This is a genomic window from Tessaracoccus massiliensis, from assembly GCF_000826065.2.
GTDB lineage: Bacteria > Actinomycetota > Actinomycetes > Propionibacteriales > Propionibacteriaceae > Arachnia > Arachnia massiliensis_A.
The window spans coordinates 140,276-157,700 of sequence record NZ_LN623542.1 but is presented as its reverse complement, the minus strand read 5'-3'; the positions used below and the strand labels follow the sequence as shown (position 1 = coordinate 157,700).

Here is a 17,425-nt window from a genome sequence, read left to right as displayed (position 1 = left end):
TGGCTAATCCAAAGCGAGAGGGCGCGACTCGCCGATGAATCTGAAAAGTTTCTGAGAGGTCCTCCTGCTCAGTCGGCCGGCTGCTCCTCCGCGCTGGTCACGTAGCGTCGCTCGAGCGAGATGAAGGAGTGGCAGCGGTCGCGCAGCTGGCCCAGCGGGCCGCCGTCGAACGCGTCACCCAGCAGCGTGTGATCCACGCCGACGGCGGGGGAGCCGGCCTTCAACCACTCGCCGGCAGCGTACGCGCCGACGCCGCCCAGCGGGATGACCTGCCCGACGAGATCCAGTTCGGCCAGGCGCGCCGCCATGGCGTGGCCCACCACGTCGGCCGGGTACAGGAGGGCGCCGCCGGTGAGCTGCACGGCCCCGCGCACCTCGCGGGGCGTCATGGCCGAGCCCCAGCAGGGGAGGCCGCGCTCGTCGGAGGCGTCGGCCACGTCGCTGCCCGCCACGTCGGAGAACAGGAACCTCGCCCCGGCGTCTGCGGCCCGGTGGACGTGCTGGCTGGACCACACGCGCAGCGCCCCGAACGTGGCGCGCGCCCCGAAGATGGCGATCACATCGGCCAACGCCTCAGCGTTGGCCGGCAGCGCGAAGTGGGAGAATCCCTCCTGGATGAGCACCTCGATGACGCCGATGTAGTCGTCCATCGGCGCGTCCGGCAGGCACACCACAATTCCACGCACAGTCATGCCCCCATCTTGCCCGTCGCCCCCGCCCCGCGCGACCCGGCCCGAATCTGGGGTGCTGGTCGGGCTGCGGCGGCCCTTCGTCGTCGCTGGCTCGTTCCTCGCTGGCGACGCTCAGGGACCGATGATGGCGTGGCGGCCTAGATCCGGGGCCCGGGCCACGCCACATCCAGATCCGGGGTGCTCACCTCGACGGCGGACCTACCGCCGGGCGGCAGCTTGGGCATAGTCTTCCGCGCATGAGCCTGAACCTCACGCGTGCGCAGCGACTCGACGAGCTGCCGTACACCCGCAAGCACAACAAGCTCCTCTTCGGCTCCGGCATCGGCTGGGCCCTCGACGCGATGGACATCGGGCTCATCTCCTTCATCATGGCCGCGCTCGCCGCGGAATGGGGCCTGGGCTCCGGTGAGCTGTCGCTGCTGGGCTCCATCGGCTTCGTCGGCATGGCCATCGGCGCCTCGCTGGGCGGGCTGCTGGCGGACCGGATCGGTCGACGCCAGGTGTTCGCCCTCACGCTGCTGATCTACGGCATCGCGACGGGCATCTCGGCCCTGTCGACGGGTCTGGTGATGCTCATCGTGCTGCGCTTCATCGTGGGCATGGGTCTGGGCGCCGAGCTGCCCGTCGCGTCCACGCTCGTCAGCGAGTACGCCCCGCGCAAGATCCGCGGCCGCGTCGTGGTGGCGCTCGAATCGTTCTGGGCCGTCGGCTGGCTGGCCGCGGCCACCATCGGCTACTTCGTGGTGCCCCACGAGAACGGCTGGCGCTGGGCGCTCGCGCTGGGTGCCATCCCCGCCGTGTGGGCGCTGGTGGTGCGCTTCGGCCTGCCGGAATCCGTGCGCTTCCTGGAATCCAAGGGTCGCCACGCCGACGCGGAGGCCGCGGTCGCCGAGTTCGAAGAGGCCGCCGGCGTCGCCGTCGACGACAACGACAAGGCGCCCGACGGCGAACTCGCCGGCGCCACCAAGGTCACCAAGCGCGAACTCTTCGGGAACCGGTTCCGAACCCGCACCATCGCGCTGTGGCTGGTGTGGTTCGGCATCAACTTCTCCTACTACGGCGCGTTCATCTGGCTGCCCACCCTCCTCTACGACGGCGGCATGACGCTGGTGAAATCCTTCGAGTTCACGCTCTTCATGACGCTCGCGCAACTGCCCGGCTACCTCCTCGCCGCCATCCTCATCGAGGTGTGGGGCCGCCGCCCCACGCTGGTGACGTTCCTGGGTGGCTCCGTCGTCGGCGCCCTCGCGTTCGGCATGGCGCCTGCCCTCTCCGAGGCACTCGCTCCCGGCAACGAATCTGCCGCCTACGGCATCACGTTGGCGGCCGGCTGCATGCTGAGCTTCTTCAACCTGGGCGCCTGGGGTGCGCTGTACGCCATCACGCCGGAGGTCTACCCGACGTCGGTGCGGGCCTCCGGGGCGGGCGCGGCCACGGCGTTCGGCAGGGTCGCCGCGATGGCCGCGCCGCTGCTGGTGCCGGTCATCGTCGCCGCCGCAGGCCGCCCCACGCTGTTCGTGGTGCTCGGTGCGATGTTCGCCCTGGCCATGGTGGCCGCCTGGTTCCTGCCCGAGTACACGGACAAGGCCCTCGAAGAGGCCTGAACCCGGCCTGCCATGATGGAGGCATGAGCAGCCAACGTCGCGCCCACAAGGCCGGGGAGTCCCCGGAGCCCAGGATCGATCGGACGGGCGACGTCTGGCGCATCAGATCCCTCGAGGCCGCCCGGCAGGTGCTGCGCGCCCGGCACGCCACCACCCAGGCCGGCTTCACCGCCGAGTACGTCCCCCAGGGCGTGCTCAAGCACCACCCCATCCTGATGTCGGACGGCCCGCTGCACGACGAGCAACGCGCGAAGGTGGGCCGCTTCTTCGCCCCGAAGGTGGTCCACGAGCGCCACGGCGACACCATCGCGCAGAGCGCCGCCCGCTGTGTCGACGCCCTCACCGGCGAGGTGGCCCTCGACGAGGTGGCGCTCCACTACAGCGTGGAGGTCACCTCCAGGATCGTCGGCCTGACGGCGGCGCCGCCGGAGAAGATGGCTCCGCGGCTGGTCTCCTTCTTCCGCCAGCCGCCGCTGGACATCACGCTCCCGGATCTGGGCCGTACCCGCAAGCAGTGGATGCAGGCCGCCTGGCGCGGAATCGTGCCCATCGTCGGGTTCTACCTCAAGGACGTCCGCCCGGCCATCCGCCGCCGTCGGAGACAGCGCGAAGGAGACGTGATCAGCCATCTCATCGACGAGGGCTACACGAACGCGGACATCCTGGTGGAATCGGTCACCTACGGCACCGCCGGCATGGTCACCACCCGCGAGTTCATCACCATGGCCGCCTGGCACCTGCTCGGCAACCCCACGCTCCGCGACCGGTACCTGGTGGCGGAGCGCGAGGAGCGGCACGCGATCCTCAACGAGATCATCCGCCTCGAGCCCGTCGTCGGCCATCTCTACCGCCGCGCGCAGGAGGACATCGAGATCACCGACGGCGACGAGACAGCCACCATCGAGGCAGGCGACATCGTCGACGTGTGCGTGCGCCAGGTCAACGCGGATCCCGAGGCCGTGGGGGAGGAGCCCCTCGGCCTGTGCCCCGGGCGGAGCCTGCCGCGCGGGGTGGACGGCTCCGTGCTGACGTTCGGCGACGGCGCCCACAAGTGCCCGGGCCAGCCGCTGGCGATCTTCGAGACCGACGAACTGCTCACCCGCCTGCTCGCCCGCCGGCCGGAGGTGCTGCAGGAGCCGAGCATCAGCTGGGACGACCTCATCGAGGGCTACATCCTGCGCGGGCTCATCCTGCGTGTCTAGGCTTTGTGTAGTGTTGCGGACATCATGGACGACAGCTACCAGTACCTGATCCTGATGGCCGCGTGCATCGCGATCACCCTCCCCCTCGAATTCGTGCTGCGCGCCCGCGTCTACCGCCGCCCCGTGCGGCTGCTGCTGGCGATGCTGCCCATGCTCATCATCTTCGTCGCCTGGGACATCCTGGGCATCGTGCGCGAGCACTGGACCTACAACCCGCAGTTCATCACGGGGATCAACCTGGGGGTCATGCCGCTGGAGGAGCTGGTGTTCTTCCTCGTCATCCCCCTGTGCGGGTTGCTGACCTACGAGGGTGTGGGCTACGTGCTGGGCCGCCTGCGCAAGGGAGGCGACGATGCCTGAGTACACCGTCCTGACCGTCATCGGCATCCTCGCCGTGATCGCCGTCGAGATCTTCTGGCTGCGCACCGGCCTGTTCCGCAGCCTCCAGTACTGGCTCTCGATGGCCATCATCGGTTTCTTCCAGATCCTGGTGGACGGCTGGCTCACCAAGCTGTCCAACCCCATCGTGCTCTACAACCCGGAGCACCACTCCGGCATCCGCTTCCCCTGGGACATCCCCATCGAGGATTTCGGCTTCGGCTGGGCCATGATCACGCTCACCATGATGACCTGGGTGGTCCTGGGCCGCCGCAACCGCAACCGCCGCACGGAGGGGGCCCGATGAAGAATGTGCCCGGACGCGACAAGCGAGCCGTCAAGCACCCCGGCGCGCCCGGCCTGCGCAGCGTCGACCGCGAGCGCCACGTGCTCGTCATCGGCGGCGGCATCGCGGGCCTCGCCTCGGCCGCTGCCCTGGCCGAACGTGGCGTGCGCGTGACGCTCTTCGAGGCCGACGACAGGCTGGGCGGGCGCGTCGCCGCCTGGCCCCTGGACGACGGCCGCACCATGAGCCGCGGCTTCCACGCCTTCTTCCGCCAGTACTACAACCTGCGCCGCCTGCTGCAACGCATCGACGTGGACCTCTCATTCCTCACCCCGCTGGAGGACTACCCGCTGCAGCGCCCCGACGGCCTGCGCGACTCGTTCACGGGGCTGGCCAAGACCCCGCCGTTCTCCGTCATGCAGTTCGTGTTGCGCAGCCCCGCGTTCACGCCCCGCACCCTCGCCAAGGTCAACGTCCCCGCAGCGATGGAACTGCTGCGGGTGAAGTTCCCCGAGACCTACTCGCAGTACGACGGCGAATCCGCCGCCCAGTTCCTCGACCGGCTGCGCTTCCCCGCGGATGCCCGCGACCTGGCCCTCGAAGTGTTCGCCCGCTCCTTCTTCGCGGACCCGAGCAAGTTCGGCGCCGGGGAACTCGTGGCGATGTTCCACACCTACTTCCTGGGCTCCGCCGAGGGCCTGATCTTCGACGTGCCCACCGACGACTACGACACCGTCCTCTGGGATCCCCTCGGCCGGCGCCTGCGCGGCCTGGGCGTGGACATCCGCACTGGGGTCGCCGTCGAGCACCTCCACCTCGATGGCAAGGTGCTGGCCGTCACCTCAGACGGGGAGCGCTGTGAGGCCGACGCCGCGGTGCTAGCCACCGATCCCCGCGCCGCCCGTGCCCTCGCCGCAGGGATGGAGGACGGCCACATGGACGCCTGGCGCGACTCAGTGGCCCGCACGTACAACGCGCCCCCGTTCACCGTCGTGCGGCTGTGGTTGGACAAGCCCGTCAACCAGTGGCGCCCGGCCTTCCTGGGCACCTCCGGCTACGGCCCGCTCGACAACGTCTCCGTGCTCGAACGCTTCGAGGACGGCGCGGCCGAGTGGGCGTGGAAGCACGGCGGCTCCGTCGTCGAACTGCACGCCTACGCCTGCGACCCGGCCGTCATGACCGACGAGGCCGCGGCCGGTCACGTGGTGCAGGAGTTGGAGGCGGAGATGCACCGCGTCTTCCCAGAGACCGCCAGCGCCGGCGTGCTGCACCGCGAGGTGCTCATCGAGGACGACTGCACGCTCATCGGGCCGGACCGGTGGGGCGAGCGCCCCGGGGTCGCCACGGCTGACCCGCGTCTGGTGCTCGCAGGGGACTGGGTGCGGTGCGACTACCCGGTCGCCCTGATGGAGCGCGCCGCGACGACGGGCTTCCTCGCCGCCAACCGCCTGCTCGAGCAGTGGGGCGCCGCCGGCCACGACGTCTGGACCGTCCCCATGAAGGGCCTCGCCGCCCGCTGACCTGCTGCCTGGGCGTCGCCGACTGGTCCCTGAGCGTGCCCCGCGACGAAGGAGCCGGGCACGACGAAGCGCCCGCTGCGTGTCTGACACCTCAGCCACAGGTTGGTGCCGCAGTCTCTGATGGGGGCGCTCAGGGACCGGGTCAGGTGTTGGGGAGGCCGACGGTGAGGGTGCGCGCGACCACGGCGACCTTCTCCCGCGCCGGGACCCGCACGCGACCCGAGAACACGTCGTAGTCCCGCGCCTCGATCCTGTCCAGGATGCGGCTGTAGAGCACCAGCGCGGTGCCGACGCAGCGGCGCGAGGCGGGTGGCAGCATCGGCAACCCGCGGCGACCCTCGTCGTACAGGGCACGGTTGCGCGCGAACTGCTCGGCCATCATGGCGCGCCACTGCGGGGTCACCCGGCGCAGCGACGGGTCGGCGCCGTGGCGCCGGAGATCCTCCTGCGGTAGATAGACGCGGCCCCTGTCCAGGTCCTCGCCCACGTCGCGCAGGAAGTTCGTCAGCTGGAACGCGTGCCCCAACGCGCGGGCGGGGCCCATCGCCTCAGGGGTGTAGGGCTCGAGGACGGGCAGCATCATCTCGCCGATCACGGCGGCCGAGCCCTCCATGTAGCGGTCACGCAGTTCCTCCCACGTGGCCCACGTCGACTGGTGGAGATCTAACGCCATCGCGTCGAAGAACCGCTCGAAGCACTCAGGATCCGTTCCGCGACGGCGGATGCTGTCCACGATCGCCGTCATCACGGGTTCCTCTGAGCGGCCGGTGGCCAGAGCGTCGAAGAACGTGGCACGGAACGCGTTCAGGCGCTCCTCGGGAGTGCCGTCCTGCGGGACTGCCCGGTCCACCCGTTCGGGCTCGTCGACGATGTCGTCGGCTAGCCGGCACAGCGCGTAGACGGAGTAGACGTCGCGGCGCTGGTGCCGGGGCAGCAGGCGCGCGCCCCAGTAGTACGTGGTGCCGTACTGACGGGTGAGCTCGGCGCAGCGCGCGTAGCCGGCCTCCAGGGTGCTCACAGCTCCTCCACACGCTGGGCGGCGAGCTTGCCGGAGATCAGCACCATCGGGATCCCGACGCCGGGGGTGGTGCCGGAGCCTGCGAAGACCAGGCCGGGTGCCCGTCGGTCCACGTTGCGCGGCCGGAACGGCCCGGTCTGCGGGAAGGTGTGGGCCAGCGCGAACGGGGTGCCGGCGGCCATGCCCTGCGCGGCCCAGTCGGCGGGGGTGACGAGTTCCTCGGTGACGATCTCTGTTGGATAGCCGGCCTCCTGCAGGAAGGCGAGCATCCGTCCGCGCATCTTCGGGCCCTCCACGGCCCAGTCGATCCGCCCCACCTGCAGGTTCGGCACCGGCTCCAGCACGTAGAGGGTGTGGTGGCCGGGCGGCGCCGCATCGGGCGCGGTCACCGTCGGGACGGCCACGAAACGCGACGGGTCCGCCATGGGGACGCCCCGCTTGAGGAGATCGTTGAAAGCCTCGTCCCAGGCGCGGCCGAAGTGGATGTTGTGATGCCCCAGGTGGGGCGGCAGCTCGCCGCGCACGCCCAGGTGCCAGACCACGGCCGACGGCGAGTAGCGTCCCTTCCTCGCCACGCGCGGCGCCCGGAGATCCGGCAGCAGACGCTCGTAGGCGACGGGGAGATCGGCCGTGACGACGACTGCGTCGGCGGGCACCACCTCGCCGTCGGTCAGCCGCACGCCGGTGACCGCGCCGTCGGCACCGCGCAGCACGCGCTCGACGGTGGCCCCGTAGCGCACCTCGGCCCCCGCATCGGTGGCCGCCCGGGCCATCGCGCGCGGCACGGCGTGCATGCCGTCCTCGGGGAACCAGACGCCCTTGACCGAATCCATGTAGGTGATCACCGCGTACAGCGCCAGCGCCTGGGCGGGGGCGAGGCCGGCGTACATGGCCTGGAAGCTGAAGACGCGGTGGAGCCGCTCGTCGTCGAACCGGCGCTCCACCGCAGCGCCGAGCCGTCCGAACGCGCCCAGCCGGACCAGCTCCAGCGCGGCGCGCGGGGAGCGCAGCAGGCTGAGCGGGGAGCTGAAGTTGGCGTCGATGAAGTGGGGGAGCTCCACGTCGTTGAGTCGCTTGAGCCAGGCGACGAACCGGTCGAACGCCTCGGCGTCCTCCGGCCCGCACTGGGCGGCGATCTCCTCGCGCATCAGCTCGTGGCCGGGCCGCACCAGCAGGCTCGAGCCATCGGCGAAGAACGTGTGGTAGGCCGGGTCCAGGAGCTTCATCGTGACGTAGTCGCTGGTGGTGCGGCCGACGGCGGCGAAGGCCTCCTCCAGGAGGTCCAGCATCGTGAACACGACGGGTCCGGTGTCGAAGCGGAACCCCTCGCGCTCCAGGACGCCGGAGCGCCCGCCGGGCACGGAGTCGCGTTCCAGGACGGCGACGCGGTGCCCCGCGCCGGTCAGGTGCAGCGCCGCGGAGAGGCCGGAGAGGCCGGCCCCCACCACCGCGACGCGCTTCACGACTGCCTCCACGCGACGGCGCGGGCGGCGCTACTGAGACCCTCGACGCCCTCAGCGGTGAAGTCTGCGTCCGCCAGGCTGGCGAGTGCTTCGGCCACGTTGTCGGCGATGAGGCGCTCGAGTTCCTGGTCGACCCCTGCCTCGCGGAGCTGGGCGGCGAGGGCAGGGGCGTCGTCGCGGCCGAAGTGCCCGGTGCCGAGCGCGTCGAGGGTCTCGCCGTCGAGGCGCTCGCGGGCGATCGACAGCAGCACCGTGGCCTTGGCCTCCACCAGGTCGTCTCCGGTGGGCTTGCCGGTGACGGCTGGATCGCCCCAGACGCCCAGGAAGTCGTCGCGCAGGGCGAAAGCGTGGCCCAGCCGCTCGCCGCACTCCAGCAGTGCGCGCTCCTGCTCCGGTGAGGCCCCGGCGGCGATGGCGCCGAACTGCAGCGGCCGCAGCACCGTGTAGCGGCCGGACTTCAGCCGCGCGACACCCTCCGCGTGAGGCCGGTCCCAACGGCCCGCCTCGGCGCCCGTGAGATCGGCGCGCTGCCCGGCGATGAGCTCCACCGAGAGCTTGTACCAGGTCTCACGCAGCCGGGCGGGCAGGCCGTCGACGAGGCGGTCGGCGACGGTGTGGGCGAGGTCGCCCAGCAGGATGGCGATGTTCTCCCCGAAGCGGCGGGATGCGCCGCCGACGGTGGGGGCGTCGTCGTGCCAGGCGGCGGCCTCCACGTGGGCCGACGGGTGGCCGCGGCGGGAATCCGATTCGTCCATCACGTCGTCGTGGATGAGGGTGAACAGGTGCAGGATCTCCAGCGCCGCGGCCGCACGCAGCAGGTGGTGGTAGGCAGCGCTGCCGTGCTCGCCGCCCGCGGCGATGAAGCCCCAGTAGGCCATGCGGACGCGCAGCCGCTTGCCTCCGGAGCTGAGCCGGGCCAGCCAGTGGGGGAGGTCGTCGGGGAGGATGTCGACGCCGAGGTCGCCGATCAGCTCGTCCCATTCCGCTGCCAACGTGTTGAGTTCGTCGGCGATGAGGCGGTCCACCGCCTCGACGGCGCCCACCTCGCCGGTTTTCGACACGGCCGTGCTCCTCGCAAGCTCGGAGGCGGTCGGCTCAAGCAGTGCGTCGATCGCCGGCACCTGGAGTACGGCCCAGGGGCTGTAGACGGCGGGGGTAGCGTCGATGGCGCGGTGCAGATCAGCCCACTCCACCCAGGCCCACTCGGCGACCTCGTCAGGGTTGGGCACCGGATCCTGATCGCCGACGCCGGCGGCGTAAACCGGGCAGATCTCGTTCTCGACGATGCCGGAGGCGTCGACGGCGCGGTACCGGAAATCCGGCAGCAGCGGGGTGAGCGGGCCGATGGTGAGGCCGAGCTCCTCGCGCGCGCGGCGGGCGGCCGCGTCGTCGAAGCTCTCGCCGGGCTTCGGGTGGCCGCAGCAGGAGTTGGTCCACACGCCGGCCCACGTCTTCTTCGACAGCGCACGGCGGGTGATCAGCACCTGGCCCGCGTCGTTGAACAGGTAGGTGGAGAAGGCCAGGTGCAGCGGGGTGTCGTGCGTGTGCACCTCCGTCCTGTCAGCGCGCCCGACGGGCTGCCCGGATTCGTCGAGCAGCACCACGTCGTCTGGGGTCACATGGGTGACGGTGTCACTGGAGGCCTGGTGCATCGTGTCCTTGTCCAATGTTTGTCGAGGGTTGCGCCCCACTCTAGCCGCTGCCTGAACCCGCGTTGCGGAATCGGGGCGAGCTCCCCGTCGGCCCCCGGGACGGCCGGTTCACCCAGCGCCGGTTGATCAACTCCCCGCCGAAGGCGCCCAGGAAGGCGCCCAGCGTGTTGAACAGCAGGTCGTAGCCGCTCGCGTCGCGGGGGAGGAACAGCAACTGCAGCGCCTCGATGGCCAGCGAGCCGAGCATCCCCAGCACGCCCCAGAGCCACCAGCGGACCTGAGGCATCCACAGCGCCGCCAACAGGGCGATCGGCAGCAGCATCAGCGTGTTCAGGAGGGCGTCCATGTCGTCGGGGGTCATGGGGATCCCCAGGCGCATCGGCCACGTCCAGATCCACACCACGAGCCGGTTGACCGTCCAGCCGTCGGCGATGAACACCAGCCAGACCACCGGCAGGCACAGCACCCCGATGGCGCCCAGCGCCCACCAGCGGAACCTCGGGCGGTCAGAGCGCTTCGCGGGACCGGTCACTCGTCCGGGTCCACCTGCGGCAGCTTGGCGTAGGAATCGTTGCCGTAGCTGGTGAAGTACTGCTCCATCGTGTCGGTGGCCAGGGCCTGCCCGAGCATTTCGAGGCGGCCGTGGTCCACCACGTCGACCGACTGCCCCGCGATGGTGCCGAACCCACGGATGGGGGCCTGCAGCATGCGCACACCGTCGCCGCTGAACACGCGCATCTGCGTGCCCAGCTCGGTGATGTAGCTGTTGGTCATCTGGTCGTCGACGGTGAGGGTGTCGGCCACCTGGCCCACTACGTCGCTGAACCGCGACGGGTTGGTCAGCGTCTCCGGCGTGGCCAGCTTGCCGATGATCGCCTTGACGACGGTGCGCTGCCGGTAGGCGCGGTCGAGGTCGCCATTGGGCAGCGGGTAGCGCTCACGGACGTAGACCAGCGCGCGTTCGCCCTGCAGCGTGATCTCGCCCTTCTCGAAGCGGGTGCCCGGGTTCTGCTCGGTGGCCCACGGGTTGTAGACGGTCACGCCGCCGACGGCGTTGGTGAGGTTGATGAAGCCCTCGAAGTCGATCGCGACGGTGTGGTCCATCCGCACGTCGAGCAGGTTCTCCAAGGTGCGGACGGTCAGCGGGACGCCGCCCCACGAGTAGGCCGCGTTGATTTTGGCCTTGCCGCGGCCCGGGATCTCCACCCACATGTCGCGCGGGAAGGAGATGAGGTAGACGTGCTCGCGGTCGCCGGTGACGTGGGCCACCATCAGCGAGTCCGAGCGGCCGCGCTCGTCGCCGCGGGTGTCCGAACCCATCAGCACGAAGTTGATGGGCGCCTTCGCGTCGGGCTCGTCCGGGTTGGCGACGGCAGGTGCGGGACGGCCCTGGTAATCGGTGGGCGTCAGCGACGAGTCGCGCTCGATGCTGTCGAGCGCCAGGTAGCCGCGCCCCAGGTAGAAGCCCACGACGAGGATGGGGATCAGCAGCACCAGCACGCACAACATGAACAGGACGAACAGCGGCCCGCGGCGCTTCTTCTTGCGCGGGGCGTCGTCGTCCCCGTCCCCGAGGAGGTCGTCGTGATCCTCGACGTGGTCATCGTCGTAGGCGTCGTCGAGGAGGGCTCGCTTCATGGCCTCATTGTCCCCCAGGGGCGCCGGGACGCCAACTGGCGGTCAGGAGACAGCGCGGGTGATGTCGCGGGCTACCGCGCAGATCTGCAGCGGCTCGCTGGTGTGCAGCTCGGTGGTGGGGTCGTGGATCGCGCAGATGTAGCCTGAGCGCGGCGTCAAGGGGGGCAACACTGGTGCTCCCTCGGTGGACGTCGGGCGAGCCTCTAGGCTGGGGGCATGAACACTCCGGTTGATGCCACTGCCACCGAAGCCTGGGCGGATCTTCGCACGCTGAAGGATGCGCTCGTCCCTGATCTGCGCGGCTGGTTCGCCGCAGATCCCCACCGTGCCGAGGAATTCACCTTCGACCTGGCGGATCTGCGGGTCGACCTCTCCAAGAACCTCATCACCGACGACGTGCTCGCCGCGCTGGTGCGCCTGGCTGAGCAGGTCAACCTGCCCGAACGCCGCGAGGCGATGTTCAACGGTGAGCGGATCAACGTCACCGAGGACCGCTCCGTGCTGCACACGGCGCTGCGCCTGCCCCGAGACGCTGAGCTCGTCGTCGACGGCCAGGACGTGGTCGCTGACGTGCACGAGGTACTCGACCGGATGTACGCCTTCGCAGACAAGGTCCGCTCCGGCGAGTGGAAGGGCGTCACGGGCAAGCAGATCGAGACGGTGGTCAACATCGGCATCGGCGGCTCGGATCTGGGCCCCGTGATGGTCTACGAGGCGCTGCTGCCCTACAAGCAGGACGGCCTGGATTGCCGCTTCATCTCCAACATCGACCCCAACGACTGCTACGAGAAGGTCAAGGATCTCGACCCCGCGACGACGCTGTTCATCGTCGCCTCGAAGACCTTCACCACGCTGGAGACCCTCACCAACGCCCGCATGGCGCGCGGCTGGCTGCTCAAGGCGCTGGTCGCCGGCGGCGCCATCGACGACACGGATGAGGCGAAGAAGGGCGCCATCGCCAAGCACTTCGTCGCGGTCTCCACCGCACTCGACAAGGTGGCGGATTTCGGCATCGACCCCGAAAACGCCTTCGGCTTCTGGGACTGGGTGGGCGGTCGCTACTCGGTGGATTCCGCCGTCGGCCTGCCCGTGGCCATCGCCATCGGCCCGGACGGCTTCCGTGACTTCCTCGCCGGCTTCCACGCCGTCGACACCCACTTCCGCACCGAGGCGCCAGAGCGCAACGTGCCGCTGCTGATGGGCCTGCTCAACGTCTGGTACGTCAACTTTTTCGACGCGCACAGCCACGCCGTGCTGCCCTACGCGCAGTACCTGCACCGCTTCGCCGCCTACCTGCAGCAGCTCACCATGGAATCCAACGGCAAATCCGTGCGCTGGGACGGCAGCCCCGTCACCACGGACACCGGCGAGATCTTCTGGGGCGAGCCCGGCACCAACGGCCAGCACGCGTTCTACCAGCTCATTCACCAGGGCACCCGCCTCATCCCGGCTGATTTCATCGCAGTGGCCAACCCCGCCAACGCGATCAAGGACGGCGAGACGGACGTCCACGGCCTGTTCCTGGCCAACTTCTTCGCCCAGACCGCCGCTCTCGCGTTCGGCAAGACGGCCGAGGAGGTCCGCGCGGAGGGCACGGCCGAGGAGATCGTGCCGGCCCGGGTGTTCGAGGGCAACAGGCCCACCACGTCGATCATGGCGCCGGCGCTCACCCCGTCGGTCGTCGGCCAGCTCATCGCACTGTACGAGCACATCACCTTCGTGCAGGGCATCGTCTGGGGCATCGATTCCTTCGACCAGTGGGGCGTCGAGCTGGGCAAGAAGCTCGCCCTCGAGATCGCCCCGGCCGTGTTCGGCGACGCCGAGGCGCTCGCCAAGCAGGACCCGTCCACGCAGTCGCTGGTGAGCTGGTACCTCGAGAACCGTGACTGAGCCGACGGCGGTGCGGGGCGGAGGGGGAGGCCCGTCATCCCGCGCGCCGAGGCCCCTGTGGCGCAGATTGCTGCGCTGGGCCGGGGTGCTGGTGCTGGTCTTCGCGGTCGTGCCCATGCTGGGCGCCGCGGTGCACGCCCTGGTGGCCTCGTGGGGACGCAGCCACAGCGTCGCCGACGTGCCGGAGCGCGCCGTAGGCATGGTGCTGGGTGCCAAGGCGGATCCGGGTCGCCCGTCGGCGTTCCTCGCCGCCCGGCTCGACGTCGCCGCCGAACTGTTCGAGGCCGGGCGCATCCGCGCGATCCTTGTCAGCGGAGACGGGCTCGCCCGCTCCAACCATGAGACCCGCGTCATGCGCAACTACCTGGTCCAGCGCGGCATCCCCGCCGAGAAGGTGGTGGAGGACCCGGCCGGGTTCGACACCTACGATTCGTGCGTCCGCGCCCGCGACGTGTTCGGCGTCACCGACGTGACGTTGGTCACGCAGGATTACCACGTGAACCGGGCCCTCACCATCTGCCGGGCTGCAGGCGTCGACGCCGTGGGCGTGGGGGACACCACCATGCTGGGTCGCTTCCCCTACAACTGGAGCAAGGGGTGGGTCCGCGAGTGGCCCGCGCGGGTCAAGATGGAGTGGGACCTGATCACCGCCCGCCCGCCGCAGCAGGACCCGCCAGACCCGTCGCTCCTCGAGGCCGCCGGCTCCTGAGCGCTGGTTGAGCCCGCGAGCTCTACGAGCGGTGTCGAAACCTCTACGCGTGTCCGTCACCTGAACCACCGCGCCACGGCTTCCACGCGATCTCTGTGGGCAGGGGAAACTTGTGCAGCGGAGTCGGTGCACAACTTGCCCTTGCCTGGTCGGCGGGAAGCGCGTGCCGTTGCCCAACGGTTGGCGTGCCCGGTGTTACCGTCGGAGCGCTAGACACCCTGCTTCCCCGGAAGGTGCCGTCGTGAAAAGACTGTTCGCCCTATTGTTCGCTGCCGTTTTCGCATTGGCGGGGGTGATGGCACAGCCGGCTGAGGCGAGCGAGGCGTCGCAGAAGTCGAACGCAACCACCATTGCGCAACTGGTGGAGGCCCACAACGCGATCCGCACCGCACGCGACCTCAAGCCCCTCAAGTTCGTGCCCAAGGTCTCCGCCGAGATCGCGCAGGACTGGGCCATCTCCATGAAGCGGGCCGGCAAGATCTCCCACAACGACGACTTCCGTTGGCCGGGGGCCCTATCCTGGGGCGAGAATGTCGGCTGGAACGTCGGCTTCGAGGACCCGGTCAAGACGATCATGGACGATTGGATGGCCTCCAGCAGCCACCGCGCCAACATCCTCGAGCCCAGCTACACCCACATCGCGGTGGGCGCGGTGCGCGAAGGCTCAGAGATCTACGCAACGGTGAACTTCTACCGCGGGCCGCTCACCGACGCCGGCACGGCCTACGACTCCGGCTCCCAGTGGCTGACCGCGGTCAACGCGAACATCGCTCCCACCAACCCGGCCGCCGCGGATCACGTCTACTCCAAGACCGGCACCTACGCGTACAACAACCGCCTGTGGCGCGTCGAGTGCGAGCCCTACTCCCGCACCCAGCGCTGCCGCACCGAGATCTGGGCGACGGTGATCTCCCACAACCGCGGGCAGTACGTGCGCAGCAGCGGCTGGGCGTTCAACAACCTCACCTACCAGCCGTCGGCGCGCAGCCTGTGGGTGGGCAACCCGCTGGCCACGAAGGGCGACCACGTGATCAACGGCCGCAACTGGCGCACCGAGTGCGACACCGCCGCCACGGGGCGCAACGGCTGCCGCTCCTACATCCAGACCCCGGTCATCACCGCCACGCCGCGCGCGGGCGGCGGTTACACCTTCACCGCCAAGACGGACTACGTGTTCAACAACATCGTGCGCTTCGGCTGAGGCGCGTGACCTGAGTTAGCTGTGCACCGGGGAGGAGTAGTCTTACCCGGTGCTCACTGCTCTACGGAGGTTGAGCCCGGTTCGGGTGATCCTCGTGGCGTTCACCTCGGCCGCCTGGGTCGGGGTGCTCCTCCTGATGCTCCCGGTCTCGCGGCAGGGCCCCGGTGGGGCCTCCTTCATGGAGGCGTTCTTCACTGCCACCTCGGCGATCTGCGTCACCGGCCTGACCATCGTCGACAACGAGCACTACTGGACCCCCTTCGGGCAGGCCGTCCTCATGGTGCTGATGCAGATCGGCGGCTTCGGGGTGATGACCCTGGCCACGTTCGTCGGCTACGCAGTGCTGGGCAAGCTCTCGCTCCGCTCCAGACTGACCGCAGTCGCCGAGACCCATGCGGCGGGGCCCGGCGACCTCACCGACGTGCTGGGCGGCATCGTCAAGGTCACCCTCGTCGTCGAGGCTGCGGTGGCGCTGAGCCTGACGTTGCGTTTCTGGCTGGCTTACGACCACAGCGTCGGCCGGGCGATCTGGCACGGCATGTTCCACGCCGTGTCCAGCTTCAACAACGCCGGCTTCGCACTCTTCAGCGACAACCTGACGGGGTTCGTCGACGACCCGTGGATCTGCCTGCCCATCGCAGCCGCCACCATCCTCGGTGGTCTCGGCTTCCCCGTACTGCTGCAGTTGAGGCGCTTCGGTTTCGACCTCATGCGATGGTCGATGAACACCCGCCTGGTGGTTGTCCTCACCCCGGTGCTGCTCATCACGGGCTGGCTGTTCATTGCGGTGCTGGAGTGGCGCAACGCGGGAACTCTCGGCCCCCTCGCCTGGGACGACAAGCTGTTGGCCAGCTTCTTCCACTCCGTCCAGACCCGCACATCCGGGTTCAACAGCCTCGACGTGGGAGCCATGCGGCCGGCCACCTGGCTGGGCATGGACGTGCTGATGTTCATCGGAGGCGGCCCGGCCGGCACCGCTGGCGGGATCAAGGTCAGCACCTTCGCAGTGCTGTTTTTCATCATCTGGACGGAGGTGCGCGGTGACACCGCGGTCCACGTGTTCGGCAAACGGCTCTCCCGCGCGGTACACCGCCAGGCCATCTCCGTGGTGCTGCTGGCGCTCGCCCTCGTGGTGCTGGCGACGATGAGCCTGCTCCTCCTGTCGCCCTTCTCCCTCGATTCTGTCCTGTTCGAGACGATCTCTGCCTTCGCAACGGTCGGCCTGTCCACCGGCATCACCGCAGACCTCGGCACCGCCTCACAGCTCATCCTGTGCTTCCTGATGTACCTCGGGCGGCTGGGCCCCATCACCTTCGCCTCCGCGCTGGCGCTTCGATCCCGGAAGCGTCTCTACGAACTGCCCAAGGAAAGGCCGATCATTGGTTAATCTGCGCTCCCTCCGCAAGCCCGACGGCCGGGCCCTGGCCGACCACGTCGTCGTCATCGGGCTGGGCCGCTTCGGGCAGTCCGTGGCGCTGGAACTCATGGCCAGTGGGGCCGACGTGCTCGGCGTCGACGTCGCGGAGGAATCAGTCCAACTGCTCAACGGCCAGCTCACCCACGTGGTGAAGGCCGACGCCACCCGCGAGGAGGTGCTGCGGCAACTCGGCATCCACGAGGCCGAGCACGTTGTCGTGGCCATCGGCGACTCGATCGAGGCCAGCCTGCTGACCGCATCCCTGGTGCTCGGGTTCGGGGTGCCTCAGGTGTGGGCCAAGGCGGTCTCGGATGCCCACGGACGGATCCTCGAGCAGATCGGGGTCCATCACGTCGTGCACCCGGAACGCGAGAGCGGCAAGCGGGTGGCGCACCAGCTACACGCCCGCCTGCAGGACTACATCGAGCTGGGCGGCGGGTATGCCCTGGTACGCAGCACACCTCCCGAGGCGGTGGTGGGCAGGCCCATCCGTGAACTCCACGTGCGGCGGACCTACGGCGTGACGATCATCGCCGCCAAGGAGAGCGGTGGTAACTGGAAGGACGTCACCGGGGACACCGTGCTGGCGGCAGCCGACGAGATCCTGGTGACCGGCCCCATCGCCAAGGCGGAACGTTTCCACCTTACGAGGTGAGGGCGCCGCGGCGCCTCAAGGGCGCTGGCGACGTCGGTCTGAGAGAAGTCGTTGCCCTTGAACTCGCCCTCAGATAGAGCTCGGCATCGGGCTCCGCGAG

16 protein-coding genes and 2 pseudogenes are annotated in these 17,425 nt (G+C 69.6%); 10 read left to right on the top strand and 8 right to left on the bottom strand.

Annotated features, from left to right (window positions below):
- Nucleotides 1-68 precede the first annotated feature (68 nt).
- On the bottom strand, nucleotides 69-692 hold the full coding sequence (locus tag BN1186_RS07795; RefSeq protein WP_082031175.1) for a beta/alpha barrel domain-containing protein: 624 nt from the start codon (nucleotides 690-692) through the stop codon (nucleotides 69-71).
- A 236-nt stretch (nucleotides 693-928) separates the two neighbouring features.
- On the opposite strand from BN1186_RS07795, the gene BN1186_RS07790 reads away from it, so the two are divergent.
- From BN1186_RS07790 to BN1186_RS07770, 5 genes are read left to right on the top strand one after another with little or no spacing between them, the layout of a single operon-like run.
- Entirely contained in the window at nucleotides 929-2,296 is a 1,368-nt protein-coding gene (locus BN1186_RS07790) for an MFS transporter (protein WP_052459934.1), read from the top strand.
- Nucleotides 2,297-2,319: 23 nt separating this feature from the next.
- On the top strand, nucleotides 2,320-3,498 hold the full coding sequence (locus BN1186_RS07785; protein ID WP_040283528.1) for a cytochrome P450: 1,179 nt from the start codon (nucleotides 2,320-2,322) through the stop codon (nucleotides 3,496-3,498).
- Nucleotides 3,499-3,522: 24 nt separating this feature from the next.
- Nucleotides 3,523-3,858 (top strand): lycopene cyclase domain-containing protein, encoded by a 336-nt coding sequence (locus BN1186_RS07780; protein WP_040283527.1) that lies wholly within the window; start codon nucleotides 3,523-3,525, stop codon nucleotides 3,856-3,858.
- A complete protein-coding gene (locus BN1186_RS07775) occupies nucleotides 3,851-4,183 on the top strand; it encodes a lycopene cyclase domain-containing protein (RefSeq protein ID WP_040283526.1) in 333 nt (110 codons plus the stop codon). The genes BN1186_RS07780 and BN1186_RS07775 overlap by 8 nt, the downstream gene beginning before the upstream one ends.
- Entirely contained in the window at nucleotides 4,180-5,682 is a 1,503-nt protein-coding gene (locus BN1186_RS07770) for an FAD-dependent oxidoreductase (RefSeq protein WP_040283525.1), read from the top strand. Before BN1186_RS07775 ends, BN1186_RS07770 begins: the two co-directional genes overlap by 4 nt.
- Before the next feature lie 142 nt (nucleotides 5,683-5,824).
- Here the strand turns inward: BN1186_RS07770 and BN1186_RS07765 are convergent, their stop codons facing one another.
- From BN1186_RS07765 to BN1186_RS16250, 7 genes and pseudogenes are all read right to left on the bottom strand, one after another.
- Nucleotides 5,825-6,700 carry a phytoene/squalene synthase family protein gene (locus BN1186_RS07765; protein ID WP_040283524.1) on the bottom strand — a complete coding sequence of 292 codons (876 nt, stop codon included), beginning with the start codon at nucleotides 6,698-6,700 and terminating at the stop codon, nucleotides 5,825-5,827.
- Entirely contained in the window at nucleotides 6,697-8,163 is a 1,467-nt protein-coding gene (gene crtI, locus BN1186_RS07760; RefSeq protein ID WP_040283523.1) for a phytoene desaturase family protein, read from the bottom strand. The genes BN1186_RS07765 and crtI overlap by 4 nt, the downstream gene beginning before the upstream one ends.
- Nucleotides 8,160-9,062: pseudogene (locus tag BN1186_RS16350) on the bottom strand (polyprenyl synthetase family protein); the annotation flags it as partial. The pseudogene BN1186_RS16350 and the gene crtI, both read right to left, overlap by 4 nt.
- Before the next feature lie 219 nt (nucleotides 9,063-9,281).
- A pseudogene (idi, locus tag BN1186_RS16345) lies at nucleotides 9,282-9,815 on the bottom strand (isopentenyl-diphosphate Delta-isomerase); the annotation flags it as partial.
- A 40-nt stretch (nucleotides 9,816-9,855) separates the two neighbouring features.
- Nucleotides 9,856-10,347: a VanZ family protein gene (locus BN1186_RS07750; protein ID WP_040283522.1), complete on the bottom strand. Its 492-nt coding sequence runs from the start codon at nucleotides 10,345-10,347 to the stop codon at nucleotides 9,856-9,858.
- Complete coding sequence (locus BN1186_RS07745) at nucleotides 10,344-11,453, bottom strand: LCP family protein (RefSeq protein ID WP_052459933.1); 1,110 nt, start codon at nucleotides 11,451-11,453, stop codon at nucleotides 10,344-10,346. Before BN1186_RS07745 ends, BN1186_RS07750 begins: the two co-directional genes overlap by 4 nt.
- 42 nt (nucleotides 11,454-11,495) lie before the next feature.
- The gene (locus BN1186_RS16250; RefSeq protein ID WP_281278449.1) at nucleotides 11,496-11,624 is read right to left on the bottom strand and encodes a hypothetical protein; all 129 of its coding nucleotides are present in this window, start codon (nucleotides 11,622-11,624) and stop codon (nucleotides 11,496-11,498) included.
- A 45-nt stretch (nucleotides 11,625-11,669) separates the two neighbouring features.
- Between BN1186_RS16250 and pgi the strand changes: the two genes are divergently transcribed.
- The 5 genes from pgi to BN1186_RS07720 all read left to right on the top strand — a co-directional run bounded on the left by pgi (nucleotide 11,670) and on the right by BN1186_RS07720 (nucleotide 17,325).
- Nucleotides 11,670-13,343: a glucose-6-phosphate isomerase gene (pgi, locus tag BN1186_RS07740; RefSeq protein ID WP_040283521.1), complete on the top strand. Its 1,674-nt coding sequence runs from the start codon at nucleotides 11,670-11,672 to the stop codon at nucleotides 13,341-13,343.
- Nucleotides 13,336-14,052, top strand: a complete 717-nt coding sequence (locus BN1186_RS07735; protein ID WP_246043270.1) for a SanA/YdcF family protein — start codon at nucleotides 13,336-13,338, stop codon at nucleotides 14,050-14,052. Before pgi ends, BN1186_RS07735 begins: the two co-directional genes overlap by 8 nt.
- A gap of 295 nt (nucleotides 14,053-14,347) precedes the next feature.
- Nucleotides 14,348-15,253: a CAP domain-containing protein gene (locus BN1186_RS07730; RefSeq protein WP_040283520.1), complete on the top strand. Its 906-nt coding sequence runs from the start codon at nucleotides 14,348-14,350 to the stop codon at nucleotides 15,251-15,253.
- 49 nt (nucleotides 15,254-15,302) lie between these two features.
- Nucleotides 15,303-16,640: a TrkH family potassium uptake protein gene (locus BN1186_RS07725; RefSeq protein ID WP_040283519.1), complete on the top strand. Its 1,338-nt coding sequence runs from the start codon at nucleotides 15,303-15,305 to the stop codon at nucleotides 16,638-16,640.
- Nucleotides 16,633-17,325: a potassium channel family protein gene (locus BN1186_RS07720; protein ID WP_218975429.1), complete on the top strand. Its 693-nt coding sequence runs from the start codon at nucleotides 16,633-16,635 to the stop codon at nucleotides 17,323-17,325. The genes BN1186_RS07725 and BN1186_RS07720 overlap by 8 nt, the downstream gene beginning before the upstream one ends.
- Nucleotides 17,326-17,425: the final 100 nt, after the last annotated feature.

Coding starts and splice junctions, on each gene's coding strand:
- BN1186_RS07790 (WP_052459934.1), top strand. CDS start 929: ATGAGCCTGAACCTCACGCGTGCGCAGCGACTCGACGAGCTGCCGTAC.
- BN1186_RS07780 (WP_040283527.1), top strand. CDS start 3,523: ATGGACGACAGCTACCAGTACCTGATCCTGATGGCCGCGTGCATCGCG.
- BN1186_RS07745 (WP_052459933.1), bottom strand. CDS start 11,453: ATGAAGCGAGCCCTCCTCGACGACGCCTACGACGATGACCACGTCGAG.
- BN1186_RS07785 (WP_040283528.1), top strand. CDS start 2,320: ATGAGCAGCCAACGTCGCGCCCACAAGGCCGGGGAGTCCCCGGAGCCC.
- BN1186_RS07730 (WP_040283520.1), top strand. CDS start 14,348: ATGGCACAGCCGGCTGAGGCGAGCGAGGCGTCGCAGAAGTCGAACGCA.
- BN1186_RS07795 (WP_082031175.1), bottom strand. CDS start 692: ATGACTGTGCGTGGAATTGTGGTGTGCCTGCCGGACGCGCCGATGGAC.
- pgi (WP_040283521.1), top strand. CDS start 11,670: ATGAACACTCCGGTTGATGCCACTGCCACCGAAGCCTGGGCGGATCTT.
- BN1186_RS07770 (WP_040283525.1), top strand. CDS start 4,180: ATGAAGAATGTGCCCGGACGCGACAAGCGAGCCGTCAAGCACCCCGGC.
- BN1186_RS07775 (WP_040283526.1), top strand. CDS start 3,851: ATGCCTGAGTACACCGTCCTGACCGTCATCGGCATCCTCGCCGTGATC.